The organism is Streptomyces sp. NRRL WC-3626, from assembly GCF_000718785.1.
In the GTDB taxonomy this organism is placed as follows: Bacteria; Actinomycetota; Actinomycetes; order Streptomycetales; family Streptomycetaceae; genus Streptomyces; species Streptomyces edwardsiae.
In genome coordinates, this window is sequence record NZ_JOCA01000030.1 from 178157 (window position 1) to 198722 (window position 20566).

The following is a 20566-nucleotide window of genomic DNA, read 5'->3' on the forward strand; positions in this document are numbered from 1 at the left end:
GGTTATGCGGCGATCCGCCCCGGGTGGGCGGCTTCGCGCATTGACCCTGCCCGGCTGCCCCCGTATGCTACAAGTTGCGCTGCGGGCCTGCGCACCTCAGACGTAGCAGGCTGCGCTCGCATCTGTTGTATGTCCCCTCGGTTGTCGAGGCGCATCACCGGATTTTTCCAGGTGGGGCGCTTCCTTGGCTGTCCGGCTTCTACAGAGCGAAACGGGCTCCCGGCGCAAGCAGTACCTACGACTCACTGTCCGTACCGGAGCCCTTTCCCACATGACGAGCAGCACCGAGACCACCGCCACCACCCCGCAGGTTGCGGTCAACGACATCGGTAACGAGGAAGCCTTCCTCGCCGCGATCGACGAGACGATCAAGTACTTCAACGACGGCGACATCGTCGACGGCGTCATCGTGAAGGTCGACCGGGACGAGGTCCTGCTCGACATCGGTTACAAGACCGAAGGTGTCATCCCGAGCCGCGAGCTCTCGATCAAGCACGACGTCGACCCCAACGAGGTCGTCGCCGTCGGTGACGAGATCGAAGCCCTTGTTCTCCAGAAGGAGGACAAGGAAGGCCGCCTGATCCTCTCGAAGAAGCGCGCCCAGTACGAGCGCGCCTGGGGCACCATCGAGAAGATCAAGGAAGAGGACGGCATCGTCACCGGTACCGTCATCGAGGTCGTCAAGGGTGGTCTCATCCTCGACATCGGCCTCCGCGGCTTCCTCCCGGCCTCCCTGGTCGAGATGCGCCGTGTCCGCGACCTCCAGCCCTACGTGGGCAAGGAGCTCGAGGCGAAGATCATCGAGCTGGACAAGAACCGCAACAACGTGGTCCTGTCCCGCCGCGCCTGGCTGGAGCAGACCCAGTCCGAGGTGCGCCAGACGTTCCTCACCACCCTCCAGAAGGGTCAGGTCCGTTCCGGCGTCGTCTCCTCGATCGTCAACTTCGGTGCCTTCGTGGACCTGGGTGGCGTCGACGGTCTGGTCCACGTCTCCGAGCTGTCCTGGAAGCACATCGACCACCCGTCCGAGGTTGTCGAGGTCGGCCAGGAAGTCACCGTCGAGGTCCTCGACGTCGACATGGACCGCGAGCGCGTCTCCCTGTCGCTGAAGGCGACGCAGGAAGACCCGTGGCAGCAGTTCGCCCGCACCCACCAGATCGGCCAGGTCGTGCCCGGCAAGGTCACGAAGCTGGTTCCGTTCGGTGCGTTCGTCCGCGTGGACGAGGGCATCGAGGGTCTGGTCCACATCTCCGAGCTGGCCGAGCGCCACGTGGAGATCCCGGAGCAGGTCGTCCAGGTCAACGACGAGATCTTCGTCAAGGTCATCGACATCGACCTCGAGCGCCGCCGCATCAGCCTCTCGCTGAAGCAGGCCAACGAGGCCTTCGGTGCCGACCCGTCGGCGGTCGAGTTCGACCCGACCCTGTACGGCATGGCCGCGTCCTACGACGACCAGGGCAACTACATCTACCCCGAGGGCTTCGACCCCGAGACCAACGACTGGCTCGAGGGCTACGAGACCCAGCGCGAGGCGTGGGAGACCCAGTACGCCGAGGCGCAGCAGCGGTTCGAGCAGCACCAGGCGCAGGTCATCAAGTCCCGCGAGGCGGACGAGAAGGCTGCCGCCGAGGGTGGCGAGGCCGCCGCTCCGGCCGCGTCCGGTGGCGGTTCGTACTCCTCCGAGGGTGGCGACCAGTCCGGGGCGCTCGCTTCGGACGAGGCGCTTGCCGCTCTGCGCGAGAAGCTGGCGGGTGGGCAGAGCTGACGCTCGCTCCTAGCAGTTGACTGAGGGGCCGTACCTTGTGAGGTGCGGCCCCTCAGTGCTGCCCCGACCGGGGTCGTGGGCCGGCTGCCGGCCGGTGGGGGCCTCTCGCGCCCGCGCGGCGGAGCCGCATATCGATACAACCCCGCGCCCCTTGGGGAGTTGCCCGCCCCCGGATCAGAAGTGCGCCCGTGCCCGTGGTGGGGAGCCGTTGTGCTTCCCGGCGGGAAGTGTCCAGCGCTCGTGTTCCCTCCGGGAGTCGGTCTCGGTGGGAATGTCAGTGGGGGGTGCCACGTTGTTGTGTACGGACACGAGGAGGAGCGGTCACTGTGCTTGATCCGCAGGGTTTGTACGCATGGGAGCCGAAGGGGCTCGGCGTCGTCGACATGGCGCTGGCCCAGGAGTCGGCCGGACTTGTCATGCTCTACCACTTCGACGGATACATCGACGCGGGGGAGACCGGCGACCAGATCGTCGACCAGCTGCTCGACACACTGCCCCACCAGGTCGTCGCCCGCTTCGACCACGACCGGCTCGTCGACTACCGCGCCCGGCGGCCGCTGCTGACCTTCACCCGTGACCGGTGGAGCGACTACGAGGTGCCCGCCATCGAGGTGCGTCTCGTCCAGGACGCCACCGGAGCGCCCTTCCTGCTGCTCTCCGGGCCCGAACCGGACGTGGAGTGGGAGCGCTTCGCCGCCGCCGTCCAGCAGATCGTGGAGCGGCTCGGCGTACGCCTGTCGGTGAACTTCCACGGCATCCCCATGGGCGTCCCGCACACCCGCCCCGTCGGCATCACCCCGCACGGCAACCGCGCCGATCTGGTCCCGGTGGCCGGCAGCGCCTTCGACGAGGCACAGGTGCCGGGCAGCGCCGAGGCGCTCGTCGAGTACCGGCTCATGCAGGCCGGGCACGACGTCCTGGGTGTCGCCGCCCACGTGCCGCACTACATCGCCCGCTCCCCGTACCCGGACGCGGCACTGACCGCCCTGGAGGCCATCACGGCCGCGACCGGACTGGTCCTGCCCGGCGTCGCGCACTCCCTGCGCACCGACGCCCACCGCACCCAGAACGAGATCGACCGCCAGATCCAGCAGGGCGACGACGAGCTCACCGCCCTCATCCAGGGCCTGGAGCACCAGTACGACGCCGCGGCGGGCGCGGAGACCCGGGGCAACATGCTCGCCGAGCCGGTGGAGATTCCGTCGGCCGACGAGATCGGCCGCGAGTTCGAACGCTTCCTGGCCGAGCGGGAGGGCGACGGCTGACACCCCCTAGGCTGTCCCCCATGCTGAAAGTGGGCCTGACCGGCGGGATCGGTGCCGGCAAGAGCGAGGTGTCGCGGCTGCTTGTCGCGTGCGGGGCCGTACTGATCGACGCGGACCGGATCGCACGCGAGGTCGTCGAACCGGGCACGCCCGGCCTCGCGGCCGTCGTGGACGCCTTCGGCACGGAGATCCTCACCGCCGACGGCCGCCTGGACCGGCCCAGGCTGGGCTCCATCGTCTTCGCCGACCCGGAGCGACTGGCCGTCCTCAACGCGATCGTCCACCCGCTGGTCGGCGCCCGCTCCCGCGAGCTGGAGGAGGCCGCCGCCGAGGACGCCGTCGTGGTCCACGACGTCCCCCTCCTCACGGAGAACGGCCTGGCCCCCCGCTACGACCTCGTGATCGTCGTCGACGCGAGCCCCGCGACCCAGCTCGACCGGCTCGTCGGCCTGCGCGGCATGTCCGAGGGGGACGCCCGCGCGCGGATGGCCGCCCAGGCCACCCGAGAGCGGCGCCGGGAGATCGCCGACATCGTCATCGACAACGACGTCCCCCTCGCCGAGCTGGAACAACGGGTCGAGGACGTGTGGTCCGAACTCCTGCACCGGGCGTCCCGGCGGTCCTCCGCGGAATAGGGAGCGCCGGCCGGGGCGTTGAACCCGTTCAGCGAGGGAAGGATTCCGCCGTGCCCGAGACCAGCGGTTCGACCGGACGTACGCCGGAAACGCATGTCATCGACTTCCGTGCCGCCGAGCACCTGCTCGCCTCCAAGGACCCGAGGGGCGCGGTGAAGCTGCTCGACGGCGTCATAGACGTCCACCCCGAGAACACGGCCGCGCGGCTGCTGCGGGCGCGCGCGTTCTTCGCGGCGGCCCAGCTGCGTCCCGCCGAGCTGGAGTTCTCCCTGGTCCTGGAGCGCGAGCCGGACAACGCCTTCGCCCACTTCGCGCTCGCCCGCACCTACCAGCGGCAGGGCCGCCCCCACCCGGCCAAGCGCCACTTCCGGCTCGCGGCCGCGCTGGACCCGAACCCGGAATACCTGAAGGCGGCCCGCTTCGACGCGTGACGCCCGGTGCTACGAGCGGCTCCGCGGCGGATCGTACGGCGGAACGTCGCGGCCCGGCTGGTAGTGCGGCCCCTGGCGGATGTGGCGCAGGACGACGGCCAGGTCGACCGTGACGACCAGCCACAGCAGTCCGCAGGCGAGCGCCCAGCCCGGGTGCCCGGCGAGCGCGAACGCCACCGTGCCGGCCACCGTCCAGACCACACCCCACACGCTCAGCCAGAACCGCATCCGCAGGGCACTGCGCGCGGTCGTCGGTTCACTGCCCGTACGCATCACGATCACCACTTCCGTCCACGAGGCCTGTCCGCGCGGTTCGCTCACCTGCCGGGTTCCCAGAACCAGCCCCCGTGTCACTCGGTCGAGTGAACGTGTGCGAGAGGGGAACGGGCGTGCGGACGCGAACCGTTGGACGGGCATGGAACTGAAAATGCGTGAGGGGTACGAGGGGACGGGCCCCGGGGCGATCACCCCGGACGGCTGCGCGGTGGAGCTGTACTCGCGGCTGCCCGTCGGGGACGAGCCGGACATCATCGCCGCCGCGGTGCCGGCGGGCGCGCGGATCCTGGAGCTGGGCTGCGGCGTCGGGCGGATGACCCACGCACTGCTGGAGCGCGGCTTCGACGTCACGGCGGTGGACGAGTCCGCGGAGATGCTGGAGCGGGTGCGCGAGGCGCGCACGATACGCGGCCCGATAGAGAGGCTGGACGTCGGCGAGACGTTCGACGTGGTGCTGCTCGCCTCGTTCCTGGTGCACGCGGGCGACGTCGAGGTGCGGCGCGGCATGCTGCGCACCTGTGCGCGGCATCTGGCGGAGGGCGGGTGCGTGCTGATCCAGCGGGAGGGCGAGAACTACCACACCGATCTGCCGCGCGAGCGGGTGGATCCCTCCGGCTTCACCGTACGGATCGTGTCGGCGGACCCGGTCGGGGACGGCGTCGACTCGGTCCACGCGGAGTACCTGTTCCCGGACGCGACCTGGACCCAGACCTTCCGTGCCCGCCCCCTGACGAGGGAGCAGTTCGAGGAGGCCCTGGCGGAAGCGGACCTGACGGTGGACCGGTATCTGACGGACGACAGGACGTGGGTGAGGACGGTGCGGAAATCCTCGCGGTCGGCGATGAGTTGACGGGCTCGGGGCGGTCTACCCCTGCGACAGCATCACGGACCGCTTTCCACAGGAGATCCCCATGTCCGAGACCACCGCTCCCGCCGTGACCGCCGCGTCCGCCGCCGTCTCCTCCCGGGGCCGCCGCGCCCGGGTCGCGCTGCGCGGACTGCAGGTGCTGCTCGCCCTGTTCTTCGCGATCCCGAGCGCCGTGCCCAAGCTGATCGCCCACTCCTCGGCCGCCGAGACCTTCGACGCCATGGGCTGGGGCGGCACGGGGATGTACGCCGTCGGCGTGCTGGAACTCGCGGGGGCGATCGGCCTGCTGGTGCCGATCCTGCAGTCGGCGGCGGCGACGGGTCTGGCCGCCCTGATGGTGGGCGCGTTCATCACCCAGGTCACGGTCTTCGAGGGAGAGAACGCGGCGACCCCGCTCGTCCTCCTCGTTCCGCTCGCCCTCATCGCCTGGACCCGCCGGGGCCACAACACGGACCTTCTGCGACTCCTGCGCCGTCAGGGCTGAAGGCTCCGCGGGCGGTCACGGCCGGGCCGCACCGCCGGATGCCCCGCCGCGGGAGTCACGGCCGCGCCTCGCCCCGCGGCCGCCCCGTCCGCCGGTACCACCGGCCGGGGCGTCCTGGTCGCCCGGCCCGCCGAAGCCGGCGGGCGGGCCGAAGGCGCCGGGGCCCGCCGGGCCGCGCAGCCGCTCCATCTCCCGGCGGTCACGCTTCGTCGGGCGTCCCGTGCCGCGGTCCCGGACACCGGCCGGGGCGACGGCATCGCGGGGCGGGGGCGGCGGGGAGTTGTCGATGTAGCACTGGACGGCCACCGGGGCACCGACCCGCTTGCGGATCAGCCGCTTGACCACGACGATCCGCTCCCGCGTCTCGGCCCGCAGCCGTACCTCGTCACCGACGCGCAGGGAGTGCGAGGGCTTCACCCGCTCGCCGTTCACCCGGACATGCCCGCCCTTGCAGGCGGCGGCGCCGAGCGACCGCGTCTTGACCAGCCGCACCGACCAGATCCAGCTGTCGATCCGCACGGACTCACCGCTGCTCGGCCCAGCCGCTTCGGCGGCGGCCACGGCGGCGGCGGTCCCGGGGTCCTCGGCACTCTCAGAAGCCATGATTCCGACCTTAGCGCCCCGGCCCGGCCGACAGCGCCGGGTTTTCCCGCGCGTGGACACCCGCGCCCGGACACCGTGCCCCTGACCCCCGGGCCCCGGAGACCTACGGTGGAAGCATGGACCCCAGCGGACTCGAGCGGCTCGATCAGCGCATCGCCGGGTGCCGGGCCTGTCCCCGGCTGGTCGGCTGGCGGGAGGAGGTCGCCCGGGTCAAGCGGGCCGCGTTCGCCGACTGGACGTACTGGGGCAGGCCGGTGCCGGGGTTCGGGCCGCCGGACGCCCGGCTGCTGATCGTGGGACTGGCGCCCGCCGCCCACGGGGGCAACCGCACCGGGCGGATGTTCACCGGTGACCGCTCCGGCGACGTGCTGTACCGGGCGCTGTACGACGTGGGCCTCGCCTCGCAGGCGACCGCCACCCACCTCGGGGACGGTCTGGAACTGTACGGCGTGCGCGTCACCTCGCCCGTGCACTGCGCCCCGCCGGCCAACAAGCCCACTCCCGGGGAGCGGGACACCTGCCGGCCCTGGCTGGTGCGCGAGCTGCGGCTGCTGCGGCCGACGGTGCGGGCCGCGCTCGTTCTCGGGGCCTTCGGCTGGCAGGCCGCCCTGCCCGCGTTCGCCGAGGCCGGCTGGACCGTCCCCCGGCCCCGCCCCGCCTTCGCGCACGGTGCCCGCGTCACCCTGGACGCCGCCGACGGCCCGGGCCTCCACCTCGTCGGCTGCTTCCACGTCAGCCAGCGCAACACCTTCACCGGCCGCCTCACCCCCGACATGCTCCGCGACGTCCTGCGCATGGCGGCCGAGGCGGCGGGGCTGCCCGCCCGGAAATGAGATGAGCCGCCCCCGCCCACGGCCGTAGGCTGCCCCGATGGCCAGGTATCCGGAGATCGAACCGTACGACCGCGGCATGCTCGAGGTCGGGGACGGCAACCGCGTGTACTGGGAGACCAGCGGCAACCCGCGCGGCAAACCCGCGGTGGTGCTGCACGGCGGGCCGGGCTCCAGCGCCGGGCCGAACCTCCGGCGCTACTTCGACCCCGCCGCCTACCGCATCGTGCTGCTCGACCAGCGCGGCGCCGGACGCTCGACACCGCCCGCGAGCGGCCACGCCACCGACATGAGCGTCAACACGACCGCCCACCTCATGGCGGACCTGGAACTGCTGCGCACCCACCTCGGTGTCGATCGCTGGCTGGTGTGGGGCATCTCGTGGGGATCGGCGCTCGGACTGCGGTACGCGCAGACCCACCCCGGGGTCGTATCCGAACTGGTGCTGACGGGTGTGGCGACCGGCTCCGGCAGTGAAGTCGACCTCCTCACCAGGGGGTTGGGCACCCTCTTCCCGGAGGCCCACGAGCTCTTCCTCGCCGGACTACCCGCCGACGAGCGCGACGGCAACCTGGCGGCCGCCTACAACAGGCTGCTGGAGTCACCGGACCCGGCGGTCCGGGCACGCGCCGCCAAGGCCTGGACCGACTGGGAGACGGCGATCATCCCCGCGCCCCCGGACTCGGTCGCACGCTTCCAGGACCCGGAGTTCCGGCTCGGTTTCGCCCGTACCGTCACCCACTACTGGGGCAACGACCACTTCCTCGGCGACGGCGCGGACAACGGGGACGGCGTCGTCCTGCGCGACGCCCATCTCCTCGAAGGCATCCCCGGCACCCTCGTGCAGGGCAGCCTGGACTTCGGCAACCTCCTCGGCATCGTCTGGCGCCTCCATCACGCCTGGCCGGGCAGCGAGTTGACCGTCGTCGACGACGCCGGCCACGACGCGGGCGACGTCGGCGACGACGCGCTGATCGCGGCGACGGACCGGTACGCGCGCGACGGGAGATGAACGCCGTACCTCCTTGCTCCATGGGAGGGAATTCCGTTCCTCGACAGGAATGATCCGCACGGTCCACATACGCTTCCGGTGAGGGGAGGGACGGATCGCGCCATTTCAGCCGAGGAGGGCCGGTGGCACAAAGCATTACGCAAAAAAGACGCGGCTACAAAGAAGGCGTCGGCGGTGAGATGCTCGCCGAATTCCTGGGCACCTTCGTCCTGCTTCTGCTGGGTATCGGATCCGTCGCCGTGGCCGTCGTCGGACTTCCGGGTTCCGGCCGGCAGGTGGTGGAGTTCGGGCCCGCCAACTGGCTCATCATCTCGTGGGGCTGGGGCCTCGCGGTCGTGTTCGGCGTCTATGTGGCCGGCGGTGTCAGCGGCGCCCACCTCAATCCCGCCGTGACCCTGGCCTTCGCCGTACGAGGGGACTTCCCCTGGCGGAAGATCCTGCCCTACTGGCTGGCCCAGGTCCTGGGCGCCTTCGTCGGGGCCGCGCTCGTCTACGCCTGCTACCACTGGGCCATCGACGCGTCGAACGCCAAGGCGGGCATCCCGCGCGACGAATCGCTGGGCACCTATTCCATCTTCGCCACGTTCCCCGCCGAATACTTCGGGGATTCCTGGTGGGGACCCCTGCTCGACCAGATCGTGGGCACCGGAATCCTGCTCCTGCTGATCTGCGCGATCATCGACACCCGCAACACGTCCCCGATGGCGAATCTCCATCCGTACATCATCGGCCTGGTCGTCGTGGCCATCGGTCTGACCTTCGGCACCAACGCCGGATACGCCATCAACCCCGCGCGAGATTTCGGCCCCCGGCTGTTCACCTTCTTCGAAGGCTGGGGATCGATCGCCCTGCCCGGGTCGTTCGGCTGGTTCAGCGGCTACTGGTGGATCCCCATCGTCGGCCCGCTGATCGGCGGTGTCCTCGGGGCCGTCGTCTACGACCTGCTCATCAGCCCGGTGCTCAAGGCCAGGATGGGAGCGAGCGAAGAAGGACCGGCCACGGAAGAGCCCTCGTAACACCAGGAGGAGGCAGCGATGCCCGAATTCGTCGGCGCCGTGGACCAGGGGACCACCAGCACGCGCTTCATGATCTTCGACCACGCCGGGAACGAGGTGGCCCGGCACCAGCTCGAACACCAGCAGATCCTCCCGAGGTCGGGGTGGGTGGAGCACGACCCGGTGGAGATCTGGGAGCGCACCAACACCGTGATCCAGAACGCCCTGAGGGACGGCGGACTCACGGCCGAGGACCTCCAGGCCATCGGTATCACCAACCAGCGCGAGACGACGGTGGTCTGGGACCCGCGCACCGGACGCCCGTACCACAACGCCATCGTCTGGCAGGACACCCGCACCGACAGCATCGCCGCCGCCCTCGAACGCGAGGGCCACGGCGACGTCATCCGCCGCAAGGCGGGCCTGCCGCCGGCCACCTACTTCTCCGGCGGCAAGATCAAGTGGCTGCTGGACAACGTGGACGGACTGCGCGAGGCCGCCGAAGCGGGGCACGCCCTGTTCGGCAACACCGACGCCTGGGTGCTGTGGAACCTCACCGGCGGCCCCAACGGCGGAGTGCACGCCACCGACGTCACCAACGCCAGCCGCACCATGCTGATGAACCTCGAGACCCTCGACTGGGACGAGGAGCTCCTCGGCATCTTCGGCATCCCCCGCGCGATGCTCCCCACCATCCACGCCTCGTCCGACCCGGAGGCGTACGGCACCGCCCGCACCTCCCGGCCGCTGAGCGCCGCCGTCCCGATCACCGGCGTGCTCGGCGACCAGCACGCGGCGACCGTCGGCCAGGTCTGTTTCTCACCCGGCGAGGCCAAGAACACCTACGGCACCGGCAACTTCCTGGTGCTCAACACCGGCACGGAACTCGTACGCTCGGAGCACGGGCTGCTCACGACGGTCGCGTACCAGTTCGCGGGAAGCCCCGCGGTGTACGCGCTGGAGGGCTCCATGGCGGTCACCGGCGCGGCCGTGCAGTGGCTGCGCGACCAGCTGAAGATCATCGGGAGTGCCCCCGACAGCGAGCAGCTGGCCCGGCAGGTCGAGGACAACGGCGGGATGTTCTTCGTCCCGGCCTTCTCCGGCCTCTTCGCCCCCTACTGGCGCTCCGACGCCCGGGGCGCCATGGTCGGGCTCGCCCGCTACAACACCGGCGCGCACATCGCCCGGGCCACCCTGGAGGCCATCTGCTACCAGAGCCGTGACGTGGTCGAGGCGATGGAGCAGGACTCCGGCGTCCACCTGGACGTGCTCAAGGTCGACGGCGGTGTGACGGCGAACGACCTGTGCATGCAGATCCAGGCCGATGTGCTGGGCGTCCCGGTCAGCCGCCCCGTGGTCGCCGAGACCACCGCGCTGGGCGCCGCCTACGCGGCCGGCCTCGCGACCGGCTTCTGGCGCGACACCGACGAGCTGCGCTCCCACTGGCAGGAGTCGAAACGCTGGAACCCCGAGTGGAGCGAGGAGAAGCGTCAGGCCGGCTACACGGACTGGAAACGCGCCGTGGAACGCACCCTGGACTGGGTCAAGGTCACCTGAACCCGGGCCCGAGCCCGATCCCGAGGCATCGCCGACCGCGTACGTCAGCGGTCGGCGATGTCCTCGCGCAGCCCGTCGGAGAACTCCCACCACGACAGGGCGAGCCAGTCGCCGTTGACGAAGGCGTCGACCGACGCGCCCCGGCCACGGACCGTCACGGTCGTTCCCGGCGGGTACACGGTGCCGGAAAGGCCCGGCACCGGAACCAGCAGCGTGCCCAGTCTCTGTGCTGTCATGTCCCGCCTCATCTCACCCTCGGTGCACCGTCCGGCCCTGTTTGACCGATGGGGCCGGACATTACCCGGTTTGCCCGAGCGGGTGGACAGCGGAACCATGAGAGATGAGTCACCGAACCCGTGCCGTCGAGCGGAGGTCGCCGCCATGAAGGCCGTCGTGTACAAGGGACCGTTCAGTGTCGCGGTCGAAGACGTCGAGAAGCCCGCCATCAAGCACCCGAACGATGTGATCGTACGGGTCACCTCCACCGCGATCTGCGGCTCCGATCTGCATATGTACGAGGGGCGCACCGCGGCCGAGCCCGGCATCGTCTTCGGCCACGAGAACATGGGGATCATCGAGGAGACCGGCCAGGGCGTGACCGCGCTGAAGAAGGGCGACCGTGTGGTCATGCCCTTCAACGTCGCCTGCGGATTCTGCCGCAACTGCGCGGAGGGGTTCACCGGTTACTGCCTGACCGTCAACCCCGGCTTCCCGGGCGGCGCGTACGGCTATGTCGCCATGGGCCCCTGGAAGGGCGGCCAGGCCGAGTACCTGCGCGTCCCCTACGCCGACTTCAACTGCCTGAAGCTGCCGCAGGGACAGGAGCACGAGACCGACTTCGTCCTGCTCGCCGACATCTTCCCCACCGGCTACCACGGCTGTGAACTCGCCCAGGTCCGCCCCGGCGAAAGCGTCGCCGTGTACGGCGCGGGGCCGGTCGGCCTCATGGCCGCCTACTCGGCCCTGCTGCGCGGCGCCAAGAAGGTGTTCGTCGTGGACCGGGTCGCCGAGCGGCTGCAGAAGGCCGAGGAGATCGGCGCGGTTCCCGTCAACTTCGCCGAGGGCGACCCGGTCGAGCAGATCAAGGACATGACCGACGGTGTGGGCACGGACAAGGGCGTCGACGCCGTCGGCTACCAGGCGACGAAGGGCGGCACGGACCGCGAGGAGCCCGCGACGGTCCTGAACTCGCTGGTCAACACGGTCCGCGCCACCGGAGCGCTCGGCGTTCCCGGTCTCTACGTCCCCTCCGACCCCGGAGCCCCGGACGAGCAGTCCAAGCAGGGCATGCTGCTCGTCGCGATCGGCAAGCTCTTCGAGAAGGGCCTGCGGGTGGGCACGGGCCAGTGCAACGTGAAGCGCTACAACCGGCAGCTGCGCGACATGATCATCGAGGGCAGGGCCGAGCCCAGCTTCGTGGTCTCCCACGAACTGCCCCTGGACCAGGCGGCGTCGGCCTACGACAAGTTCGACAAGCGGATCGAGGGCTACACCAAGGTCGTACTCCACCCGTAGGCGCTACGGCCGCCACACGTACCGGACGTCCGGCTCCCGCTCCTCGTTCCCGGCGCCGTCCGTCCGCCGTACGGCCGTGAAACCGTGCCGCTCGTAGAAGCGGTGTGCGGGCGTGTTGACCTGGAAGGTCCACAGCGCGAGCCCGCCGGGGCTGCGCTCCTTGGCCAGGGCGACGAACTGGTCGCCGATCCCGCGTCCGCGCCACTCGGGGGCGAGGTACAGCTGATCCAGTTCCTCGCCCTCCAGCACCATCACCCCCACCACACCGGCATCGGGCGCCTCCGCCACCCAGGTCTCACGCAGCGGTACGAGCACCTGACGGAAGTGGTCCCGGACCTCGGCGTCGGACCGGGGCCGGACCACGCCCGGCAGCGCGGCGGCGAACGACCGCAGCCAGACATCGGCGGCGGCCCCGGCGTCGGAGGGCAGGGCCCGGCGCACACCCACGTTCGTACGACCGCCGCTCATCACGCGTCCCCGCCGTCCGGTACGACCGCCGTGGCCGTGATCTCCACCAGCTGCCCGGTGTACCCGAGGCACGCCACACCGAGCAGGGTCGACGAGTGCGGGCCCGCGCTCAGCCCGGACTCCTCGACGACGTCCCACACGGCGGACAGCACAGCGGTCTCACCGCTCACCACGTACACATCGGTCGCGACGACCTGATCCAGACCGCTGCCGACCGCCCGCAGCTGCTCCTCCAGATTGGCGATCACCCGCCGGGCCTGCCGCACCGGATCCCCCTCGCCGACCAGCTTCCCGTCGGCGTCCAGCGGCACCGAACCGGCGAGGAAGGCCAGTCTGGTGCCCGCCTCGACCACGGAGACATGGGAGTAGAGGGGTGGCGGGAAGAGCGTGGGGACGGTGACGCGGCGGATCACGAGGACTCCGATCTGCTGGGCTGGACGACGACCCCCCGATCCTGTGTGACACGGCGAACCATCGCATCCCCATTTCGGTCGCCTCGCCTCCGCCGGCCCTCCGGGCCGCGGGCCGCGCCCTGGTCGCTCACCGCCGCCGTCACCGCCGTGGAGGAACTGCTCGCCGACCGGGTGGGGCAGTGGACCAACGGCGTCGCACGGGGCGAGGGTTGGGTTACGGTGGGAGCGTCGTCGCGGCCGGGAGAACGCACTCCTCCCGGTGGGTCGGGAAGTTGGGGGGCTTCGATGGATCCCGTTCTGCTCACACTGGCCGGCACCGCCGGTACGTCCCTGGTCGGACTGCTCGTCGCCGAGGGGTGGCAGCAGACACGGGACGGAGTGGTGACCGTCTGGCGCCGGTTCAGGCCGGGCGCCGCCGAGGACGTCGAGCGGGAGCTCGAAGCGTCCCGCAGCGCGGCGCTCGACGCGGGTGAAGGGGACGGCCAGGACCCCGCCGGACGGCTCGAGGGCCAGTGGATCGGCCGGTTCGCCGCCCTGCTGGGCGAACACCCGGAGGCCGCCGACGAGTTGCGCGGCCTGGTGGAGGAGTGGCAGCGGCGGGCGGACGGCGGCCAGCAGATCCGGGGCGACGTACGCATGGAGGCACGGGCCGAGGGCGACGCCCGGATCTACCAGGCGGCCCGGGACCAGCACATCACCGAACGATGAGAGAACCCGACGACGGCGAGCGCGCCACGACGATCGGACGCGCCTCGGACAGCGGCCAGGTGTACCAGTCCGGTGCGGACCAGTACGTCACCCATATCCACATCGCCGAGTCCCGCGGCCGGACCGCCCACGAGGCGCGCCGGCGGGCCGATGCCGTGGTCCAGGTGCTGACCCGCACCGTCGGCGAACTGACCGCGCACTGCAGGGAGTTGGAAGGGCAGGTCCGGCGGGCCAGGGCGGAGGGGCGTGCCGCGGCGCAGGCCGAGTTCGCCGAGAAGCTCAAGGACGCCGAACTGCGCGTCCTGCGCGCCCAGTCGACGATGCGGCAGGCCGAGGACGAACGCGGCCGGGCCGAGGCACTGCTGGCCCGGGCGCAGGAGGAACTCGCGCTGCGGCGGGACGAGGCGGAACAGGGGGAACGGGAAACCGTCCCCCTCCCCGAGCGTCCCGGTCCGTCGCGGGACGGCGAGCCGTTCTCCGATCTCCTCGAACGCGCCGAGGCGGAAATCGGCGCGGTGCGCGACGAGCTGCGCCAACTCGGTGAGGACTTCGACGGGGACACCGCGCCACGGGTGGTCCAGGGGGAGTGGACCGAGCGGACGCCCGCCGAGACGCGGGACCTGCCCGAACCGCGCAGGTATTTCGTATGGCACGCGCCCGGTCCGCCCCGCGGGCCACGCATCGGCGTGGTGGCCGTGGCCTCCGCGCTGCCGCCCTGGATTCCGATGCTCGTCGTCACGGCCATTCGCGCGGCCTACGCCACCGACGCGAGTTCCTGGCAGCTGGCGTCGTTCACCGCCGTCACCGTCCTCCTCGGTGCGCTTGCGTGCGTACTGGCCCTCTTCCTGGTGACATTGCTGGCCAACCATCTGATGAACAGGGCCTCGGAGCGAAGCCCCAGTGAGACGGCCATCGGCTGCATGTCCATCGTGGCCATCGCCGTCTTCGGCGCCTCCTTCTTCACACCCCTCGACTGGCCGGGCCCCGGTGGGGGATGGGGGCGGGCCATCGTGTCCGCCACGCTGGGATAGCGGCGGCCGGCCGTGGCCCCCGCGTCGCCTTCGGCTCCCTCGGCCCACGATTCCGTCGTACGTTGACGGCCTGACGCCCGCTGCCACGGAGAGCCCGGCCGACCTCGTCATCACCGGATGCGCCGTCCTCACCCATGACGACCGGGAACGGATCGGGTTCACACGGGACGCCGCCGTCGTCGTACACGACGGGGTCGTGACGGAGGTGACCGGCGCCGGCGCGGTCGCGGGGCGGGCCGCCCGGGAGCGGATCGACGCGCGGGGACAGGTCGCGCTGCCCGGACTGATCAACTGCCATACACACTCCCCGATGGTCGCCCTGCGCGGCCTCGCCGAGGACCTGCCGACCGAGGAGTGGTTCAACGACGTCGTCTGGCCGGTCGAGTCCAACCTCACCGGGCGCGACGTCGAACTCGGCGCGCGGCTCGCCTGCGCCGAGATGATCCGGGGCGGCGTCACCACCTTCGCCGACCACTACTTCGCCATGGACGCCGTCGCCGCCGTGGTCGCCGAGTGCGGGATGCGGGCGCTGCTCGGGGAGGCGTACTTCTCCTCGCAGGGGCCCGAGGGGCGGGAGCGGTCGCTGGCGTTCGCGCTGCGCCACCGGGGCACCGCCGGGGCACCGCCGGGGGCCGCATCGCCACCGCCCTCGCCCCGCACGCCCCCTACACCGTCGACGACCCCGACCTCGCCGCCACCGCCCGGCTGGCCCGCGAGCACGGGATCCCGGTGCATCTGCACGCGGCCGAGAACCGCGACCAGACCGAGGCGAGCCTCGCCCGGCACGGCGTCACCCCCGTCGAGGTACTGCACCGCACCGGCATCCTCGACACCGACGTGCTCATCGCCCACGGCACCGGCATCGTCGACGGCGACCTGCCGCTGCTGGAACGCGCCGAGGGCCGTACGGCGGTGGCCACCGCGCCGCGCGGCTACCTCAGGTTCGCCTGGCCGCACACCACACCCGTACGCGCCCTGCGCGACATCGGCGTCCCGGTCGGACTCGCCACGGACGGTGCCGCCTCCAACAACTCCCTCGACGTGTGGGAGGCGATGGCGCTGACCTCCCTGATCCAGAAGTCCAGCGAGGGCGACCCCCGGTGGCTGACCTCCCGGCAGGCCCTGCACCACGCCACCCTGCAGAGCGCCCGCGCGGTCGGCCTCGGCGACAGCGTCGGCCGTATCGCGCCGGGCCGCCGCGCCGACCTCGTCCTCGTCGACCTCACCGGCCCGCACACCCAGCCGGTCCACGACCTCGCCGCGACCCTCGTGCACAGCGCCCGCGCCGCCGACGTCCGCACCACGATCGTGGACGGCCGGGTCCTCATGCGGGACCGGGAACTGCTCACCATCGACGTGCCCGGGGTGGTGGCGGAACTGGGTGAGCGACTGCCCGCGCTGGTCGACCGGAGCCACGGGCGGCGGATCCAGGAGTACGACCTCCGACCGCACGGTCGGTACGGAGGCCGGGACCGAAAGTGACCGGTTGGTGCGATCGGCTGAGAGCACGGTCACACTTGGCGGTGAACGGGTGTCAACTACGTCTCAGTACCGTCACCGGACAAGGTGTTCACCCCATGGTTGGCGTTTAACTCTAGGAGTACGACGCAGCATGGAGGTGGCAGGGTGAACGGGCGAACAGTGCTCGAACGCTTTCCCGCAGGCGGACCGCGTGGGTCCTGGCCGGCGGAGGAGTTCGCCCACGCGCGCCGCCAGGAGGGCCTGCCCGCCGAAGTTGTCATGGACCTCGCGACCGACACATTCCTGGTGATCGTCCGCGGGGACGGCGGCGGGGGTGACGTCTCCGCGTGAGGGGCCCCACGGGTCAGCCCGGCCTCGGGGCCGGCACCTCCCCGGCCGGCGGCGCGAGCGGCGCGGAGAACTGGTCCGCCTGGAGCGCGTACAGCTCCGCGTAGAGCCCGCCCGCCGCCAGCAGCTCGTCCGGTGCTCCGGACTCCACGAGTTTGCCCTGGTCGAGCACGTGCACCAGATCCGCGTGCCGCACCGACGCCAGCCGGTGCGTGATCAGCACCACCGTCTGGCCGCTGTCCGCCAGGGCCCGGATCCGGTCGAAGACCTCCACCTCCGCCCGGGCGTCCAGCGCCGCCGTCGGCTCGTCCACGACCAGGATGCGCCCGCGCCGGTACGCGGCCCGCGCGATCCCCAGCCGCTGCCACTGGCCCCCGGACAGCTCATGGCCGCCACTGAAGTGCCGGGCCAGCAGGGTGTCCAGGCCCCGCGGCAGATCCGCGATCACCGGCTCCGCCCCCGCCTCGGCGACCGACTCCGCCAGCCGCTCCTCGGACACCGGCGCGGACGGCCGCCCCAGCACGACGTTCACCCGCGCGGTGAACGGCCACCTCTTGAAGTCCTGTGCCACCATCGCGATCCGCTCGGCCAGCAGCCGCCGGTCCGCGGCCGCCGCGTCCACCCCGTCCCACAGGATCCGCCCCCGCTCCGGCTTGTACAGCCCGGCGAGCAGCTTGACCAGCGTCGTCTTGCCGGACCCGTTCTCGCCGACCAGCGCCACGATCCCGCCGAGCGGGAGGGTGAGCGAGACGTCGTCCAGGGCGGGACGGGTCGCGTCACCCGGGTAGCGGAAGGTGACGTTCTCGAAGCGGATCTCCCGGGGGTCGTCCGGCAGCGGGAGACCCCCGACCGGGATCGCGCGCTCGGCCGCCTCGACGTACAGCCGCTCCAGATCGCCCACGAACAGGGCCTCCTCGTGCAACTGGTTGACCTCCAGGACGAGGGTGTTCAGACTCGCGGAGCCGGTGCCGATCGCCAGGACCGCCGTACCCGCGACCGACAGCGCCATCGCGCCGGCCAGCAGCAGACCGCCGAGCGTGGCATACGTCGTCACCGTCGCCAGCCCCGTCCACACCGCCGCGACCAGTCCCGTACGCGCCGCCAGCCGGGCCAGTCGCGCCTGCTCCGTCTCCGCGGTCTCCGCCATGGCCCTGAAGTGACGCAGCAGGAAGGGGCCGACACCGTGCACCCGGATCTCCGGCGCCGCGCCCGGCTCGGTGAGCAGATCGCCGATCAGATGACCGGCGCGGGCGTGCTGCACCCAGGTGTGGAAGGAGGCGTAACGGCGGCGCGCGTTCGTCAGCGCGCTCCAGGCGCTGGGCAGCGTCATCGTCATGAGCAGCGGAAGCAGCACCGGATGCAGCACGGTGAGCACGCCGGCCGCCGCCACCAGCGAGATCATCGCGTTCACCACCCGGGAGCCGTACGCGATCATGCGGCGGGCCGAGGCGGCACCGTACCGGGCGGTGTCCAGCAGCTTGTGGAAGGCGTGGTCCTCGATCGCGGCCAGCTCCACGGCCGCCGCGCGCTCCAGGTACAGCTCGGTCGCCACCCGCTCGACCTTGGGCTCCAGACGCCCGGCGGCGTAGACGCTCGCCGCCCGCAGCAGCGCCGAGGCCAGGGCGACGGCGGCCACCGTGACGAGGGCGGGCGCGGCGCCGCGCAGCCGCTCCTCCATCGTGCCGTCACCGAGCAGCCGGCCCAGCACGCTGTTGACGGCGAGCAGGCTCACCGCCTGGGCGAGACCCTGCGCCACCTGGGTGACCAGCACGGTCCGCGCGGCCCGCCGGTCGGCCCGCAGGGCGAGCCGGAGGGTGGAGGCGAGCAGGGCGGGCAGACGGGTGATCATGGCCCGGAAGTTCAGCTCCAGGAAGGCCTCGCTGTGCCGGTTCCAGCCCATGTCGTAGCGCAGGGGGCCGCCGAAGAGCAGGCGCTCGGACTCGGAGAGGGGCGGGGAGCCGGGGTCGGGGCGCCGCTTGCCGCTACGGCGGAATCTTCCGCGGGCGCCGGCCGACGGTGATCTCGTATCACCGGATCCCTGTGTGCTTCCCACCGCTGACCTCCCGACCGCCGCATCCGTATCCGGACGAACGGCCACTATCGCGGGACACGGGACCTCCGTGCAGGGCGCGGCACGGGGCGGAGGAGGCGTGCGGGCGCACACCCCGCGAAACCGGCCGGCCCGGGGGCGCCCGGGCGCCGGGAGCAGGAGCGGGAGCGCGGCCGGAAGGCGCGCGCTGAGAGCGGGGGGAGCGCGGGGCCGCAGGTGCGGTGATCCCACCCTGCCCCGTTCGCTTCCGCGGGCGGTCGTGTCGCAGGGCGGTGCTCCCACCCCCGCTCCGTTCGCTTCCGCGGGCGGTTGTGTCGCTGGGCGGTGCTCCCACCCCTGCCCCGTTCGCTTCCGCGGGCGGTTGTGTCGCTGGGCGGTGCTCCCACCCTGCCCTGTCCGCTTCCGCGGGCGGTCGTGTCGCAGGGCGGTGATCCCACCCCTGCCCTGTCCGCTTCCGCGGGCAGTCGTGCCGCAGGGCGGCACGGGTGGGCGCGACGGCACCCCGCGAGCGCCGGGCAGCGCGAACACCCCCCGCCCGGCCCCCCTCGGCGTACGGGTTACGCGGTGACCGGCCGGGACCAGGTGGGCGTGGTCCCTGTCAGACGGCACAGAGCGAGATAGAGCGGTATCGGCGGCGTATACGGAAGCGTGCCGTCGGGCCGGTGGATCAGACCGGGAAGCCCCGGCGCGCCGGAGACATCCACCGGGTCGGGAAGGACCGCGCCGGTGGCGTACTGCGCCGGCGCCGGCCACTCCAGCGCGTAGTCGGAGTCCGACGGAACCAGCCACCACCAGTGCGCCTCATCGGCGTAGACGCACCCCACGCGAGGCAACCGGGGCAGCACCAGCGGCCCCAGACGCGCGGGCACCGCCACCGCGTCGCACCCCATCGGCGCGGTCATCCCGTCGGGAACGAGCAGCCGCCGGGGCGCACCGGCGACCTGCCGCCCGCGCCCCATCCGCACCAGCGAGTCCAGGCTCAGCACCCGCGAGCCGGCCCCGCTCGTCACGCCCGGCCCCGAAGGTGCGGCGTGCGCTGCTGCGGGGGAAGCGCCGGCGCGTGGACCTGCCGGCGGGACCGCTCCGGCTCGTCGGCGCTGTCGTCGTCCGGCGCACCGGGCGGACCCGGCGTCGGGCGGGTGCCCCAGCCCAGATCGTCGGTGGGCCGCACCGGACCGTCGCCGGTGTCCGCGGTACGGGGGAGGTCGGCCCAGACCAGCAGTCCGGGGCCCTGCTCATGGGCGCCCCACGACCGACACAGCGCGTCGACGAGAAGCAGTCCCCTCCCGTGCTCCTCCTCCGGCTGCTGCCGGGTGTTCGCCCGCGGCTGGCCCGGCGCGCAGCCCTCGTCGCGCACGGCGATGCGCACCAGATCGCCACCGTCGTGCAGCTCGCAGACGATATGGCTGCTCGCCGTGTGCACGATGGCGTTGGTGACCAGTTCGGAGACGACCAGGGCCGCGGTGTCGCAGGTGTCCTCGCACACCGACCAGCCGGTCAGCCGTGCCCTGGTCAGGCGTCTCGCCTGAGCCGGGGAACCCGGATGAGCGGCCAGTTCGAAACGGAACCGGCGCTCGGCGGCGGCCCCCGAGGGGGCGGATACCGAGGCGGCGCCGAGGCCGATGGAACCTGCGGCGGCGTCTGTTCCTAAGGGCGCGGACGGAATCACGCTTGCCACTATCGCCCCGCCGTGAACACTTGGCAAGTGTCACTATGAAAAATGCAGAGTGCGGTGTGACGTTCTGGACAGGCGTGGCACACTGCTCGCAACAGCACCTCGCGCGGCGCCAGTTGGGATCGCCGAAGATCCGTTCGAATCCAAGTTCGGGCGTAAGGGATCTTCGGACAGGT

Annotated in this window: 22 protein-coding genes and 1 pseudogene; 15 read left to right on the forward strand and 8 right to left on the reverse strand. The window is 71.7% G+C overall.

Going from position 1 to position 20566, the window contains the following annotated elements:
- Positions 1-271 precede the first annotated feature (271 nt).
- The 4 genes from rpsA (at position 272) to IF28_RS0133430 (ending at position 4096) form a co-directional block, all read left to right on the forward strand.
- Complete coding sequence (gene rpsA / locus IF28_RS0133415) at positions 272-1765, forward strand: 30S ribosomal protein S1 (RefSeq protein WP_030228486.1); 1494 nt, start codon at positions 272-274, stop codon at positions 1763-1765.
- Between the two features lie 326 nt (positions 1766-2091).
- Complete coding sequence (locus IF28_RS0133420) at positions 2092-3030, forward strand: PAC2 family protein (RefSeq protein WP_030228494.1); 939 nt, start codon at positions 2092-2094, stop codon at positions 3028-3030.
- A gap of 20 nt (positions 3031-3050) precedes the next feature.
- Complete coding sequence (gene coaE / locus IF28_RS0133425) at positions 3051-3665, forward strand: dephospho-CoA kinase (protein ID WP_030228496.1); 615 nt, start codon at positions 3051-3053, stop codon at positions 3663-3665.
- A 50-nt stretch (positions 3666-3715) separates the two neighbouring features.
- A complete protein-coding gene (locus IF28_RS0133430; protein WP_030228498.1) occupies positions 3716-4096 on the forward strand; it encodes a tetratricopeptide repeat protein in 381 nt (126 codons plus the stop codon).
- Positions 4097-4105: 9 nt separating this feature from the next.
- On the opposite strand, the gene IF28_RS0133435 is transcribed toward IF28_RS0133430, so the two are convergent.
- Positions 4106-4369: a DUF6343 family protein gene (locus tag IF28_RS0133435; protein WP_030228500.1), complete on the reverse strand. Its 264-nt coding sequence runs from the start codon at positions 4367-4369 to the stop codon at positions 4106-4108.
- A gap of 154 nt (positions 4370-4523) precedes the next feature.
- Here IF28_RS0133435 and IF28_RS0133440 point away from each other — a divergent pair, with 154 nt between their 5' ends.
- Both IF28_RS0133440 and IF28_RS0133445 read left to right on the forward strand, forming a co-directional pair.
- Positions 4524-5222, forward strand: a complete 699-nt coding sequence (locus IF28_RS0133440; RefSeq protein WP_106982197.1) for a class I SAM-dependent methyltransferase — start codon at positions 4524-4526, stop codon at positions 5220-5222.
- Between the two features lie 61 nt (positions 5223-5283).
- Positions 5284-5724, forward strand: a complete 441-nt coding sequence (locus IF28_RS0133445) for a DoxX family protein (protein WP_030228503.1) — start codon at positions 5284-5286, stop codon at positions 5722-5724.
- Between the two features lie 15 nt (positions 5725-5739).
- Here IF28_RS0133445 and IF28_RS0133450 read toward each other — a convergent pair whose 3' ends face one another.
- Positions 5740-6327, reverse strand: a complete 588-nt coding sequence (locus IF28_RS0133450) for an RNA-binding S4 domain-containing protein (protein ID WP_030228505.1) — start codon at positions 6325-6327, stop codon at positions 5740-5742.
- Positions 6328-6443: 116 nt separating this feature from the next.
- Between IF28_RS0133450 and IF28_RS0133455 the strand changes: the two genes are divergently transcribed.
- The 4 genes from IF28_RS0133455 (at position 6444) to glpK (ending at position 10721) form a co-directional block, all read left to right on the forward strand.
- On the forward strand, positions 6444-7160 hold the full coding sequence (locus tag IF28_RS0133455) for a uracil-DNA glycosylase (protein ID WP_030228509.1): 717 nt from the start codon (positions 6444-6446) through the stop codon (positions 7158-7160).
- A gap of 37 nt (positions 7161-7197) precedes the next feature.
- Positions 7198-8169 (forward strand): prolyl aminopeptidase, encoded by a 972-nt coding sequence (gene pip / locus IF28_RS0133460; RefSeq protein WP_030228512.1) that lies wholly within the window; start codon positions 7198-7200, stop codon positions 8167-8169.
- Between the two features lie 179 nt (positions 8170-8348).
- Complete coding sequence (locus tag IF28_RS0133465) at positions 8349-9185, forward strand: MIP/aquaporin family protein (protein ID WP_199809078.1); 837 nt, start codon at positions 8349-8351, stop codon at positions 9183-9185.
- 18 nt (positions 9186-9203) lie between these two features.
- Positions 9204-10721 (forward strand): glycerol kinase GlpK, encoded by a 1518-nt coding sequence (glpK, locus tag IF28_RS0133470; RefSeq protein WP_030228517.1) that lies wholly within the window; start codon positions 9204-9206, stop codon positions 10719-10721.
- A 44-nt stretch (positions 10722-10765) separates the two neighbouring features.
- On the opposite strand, the gene IF28_RS0133475 is transcribed toward glpK, so the two are convergent.
- Positions 10766-10957, reverse strand: a complete 192-nt coding sequence (locus IF28_RS0133475; RefSeq protein ID WP_030228519.1) for a hypothetical protein — start codon at positions 10955-10957, stop codon at positions 10766-10768.
- Between the two features lie 145 nt (positions 10958-11102).
- On the opposite strand from IF28_RS0133475, the gene IF28_RS0133480 reads away from it, so the two are divergent.
- Complete coding sequence (locus tag IF28_RS0133480; RefSeq protein WP_030228522.1) at positions 11103-12236, forward strand: glutathione-independent formaldehyde dehydrogenase; 1134 nt, start codon at positions 11103-11105, stop codon at positions 12234-12236.
- 3 nt (positions 12237-12239) lie between these two features.
- On the opposite strand, the gene IF28_RS0133485 is transcribed toward IF28_RS0133480, so the two are convergent.
- Positions 12240-12704, reverse strand: coding sequence for a GNAT family N-acetyltransferase (locus tag IF28_RS0133485; protein ID WP_030228525.1), 465 nt, complete (start codon positions 12702-12704; stop codon positions 12240-12242).
- Positions 12704-13117: a RidA family protein gene (locus IF28_RS0133490; protein WP_030228527.1), complete on the reverse strand. Its 414-nt coding sequence runs from the start codon at positions 13115-13117 to the stop codon at positions 12704-12706. Before IF28_RS0133490 ends, IF28_RS0133485 begins: the two co-directional genes overlap by 1 nt.
- 285 nt (positions 13118-13402) lie before the next feature.
- Between IF28_RS0133490 and IF28_RS0133495 the strand changes: the two genes are divergently transcribed.
- The 4 genes and pseudogenes from IF28_RS0133495 (at position 13403) to IF28_RS39325 (ending at position 16668) form a co-directional block, all read left to right on the forward strand.
- Positions 13403-13825, forward strand: a complete 423-nt coding sequence (locus IF28_RS0133495; RefSeq protein WP_030228530.1) for a hypothetical protein — start codon at positions 13403-13405, stop codon at positions 13823-13825.
- The gene (locus tag IF28_RS0133500) at positions 13822-14856 is read left to right on the forward strand and encodes a hypothetical protein (protein ID WP_030228533.1); all 1035 of its coding nucleotides are present in this window, start codon (positions 13822-13824) and stop codon (positions 14854-14856) included. The genes IF28_RS0133495 and IF28_RS0133500 overlap by 4 nt, the downstream gene beginning before the upstream one ends.
- 70 nt (positions 14857-14926) lie before the next feature.
- Positions 14927-16338 (forward strand): annotated as a pseudogene (locus IF28_RS36675) (amidohydrolase).
- Between the two features lie 144 nt (positions 16339-16482).
- Complete coding sequence (locus tag IF28_RS39325) at positions 16483-16668, forward strand: hypothetical protein (protein WP_158713737.1); 186 nt, start codon at positions 16483-16485, stop codon at positions 16666-16668.
- A gap of 13 nt (positions 16669-16681) precedes the next feature.
- On the opposite strand, the gene IF28_RS0133515 is transcribed toward IF28_RS39325, so the two are convergent.
- The 3 genes from IF28_RS0133515 to IF28_RS36680 form a co-directional block, all read right to left on the reverse strand.
- On the reverse strand, positions 16682-18565 hold the full coding sequence (locus IF28_RS0133515; RefSeq protein WP_106982200.1) for an ABC transporter ATP-binding protein: 1884 nt from the start codon (positions 18563-18565) through the stop codon (positions 16682-16684).
- Between the two features lie 707 nt (positions 18566-19272).
- A complete protein-coding gene (locus IF28_RS0133520) occupies positions 19273-19725 on the reverse strand; it encodes a hypothetical protein (protein WP_030228537.1) in 453 nt (150 codons plus the stop codon).
- On the reverse strand, positions 19722-20384 hold the full coding sequence (locus tag IF28_RS36680; protein ID WP_030228550.1) for an ATP-binding protein: 663 nt from the start codon (positions 20382-20384) through the stop codon (positions 19722-19724). The genes IF28_RS0133520 and IF28_RS36680 overlap by 4 nt, the downstream gene beginning before the upstream one ends.
- Between the last annotated feature and the right edge of the window lie 182 nt (positions 20385-20566).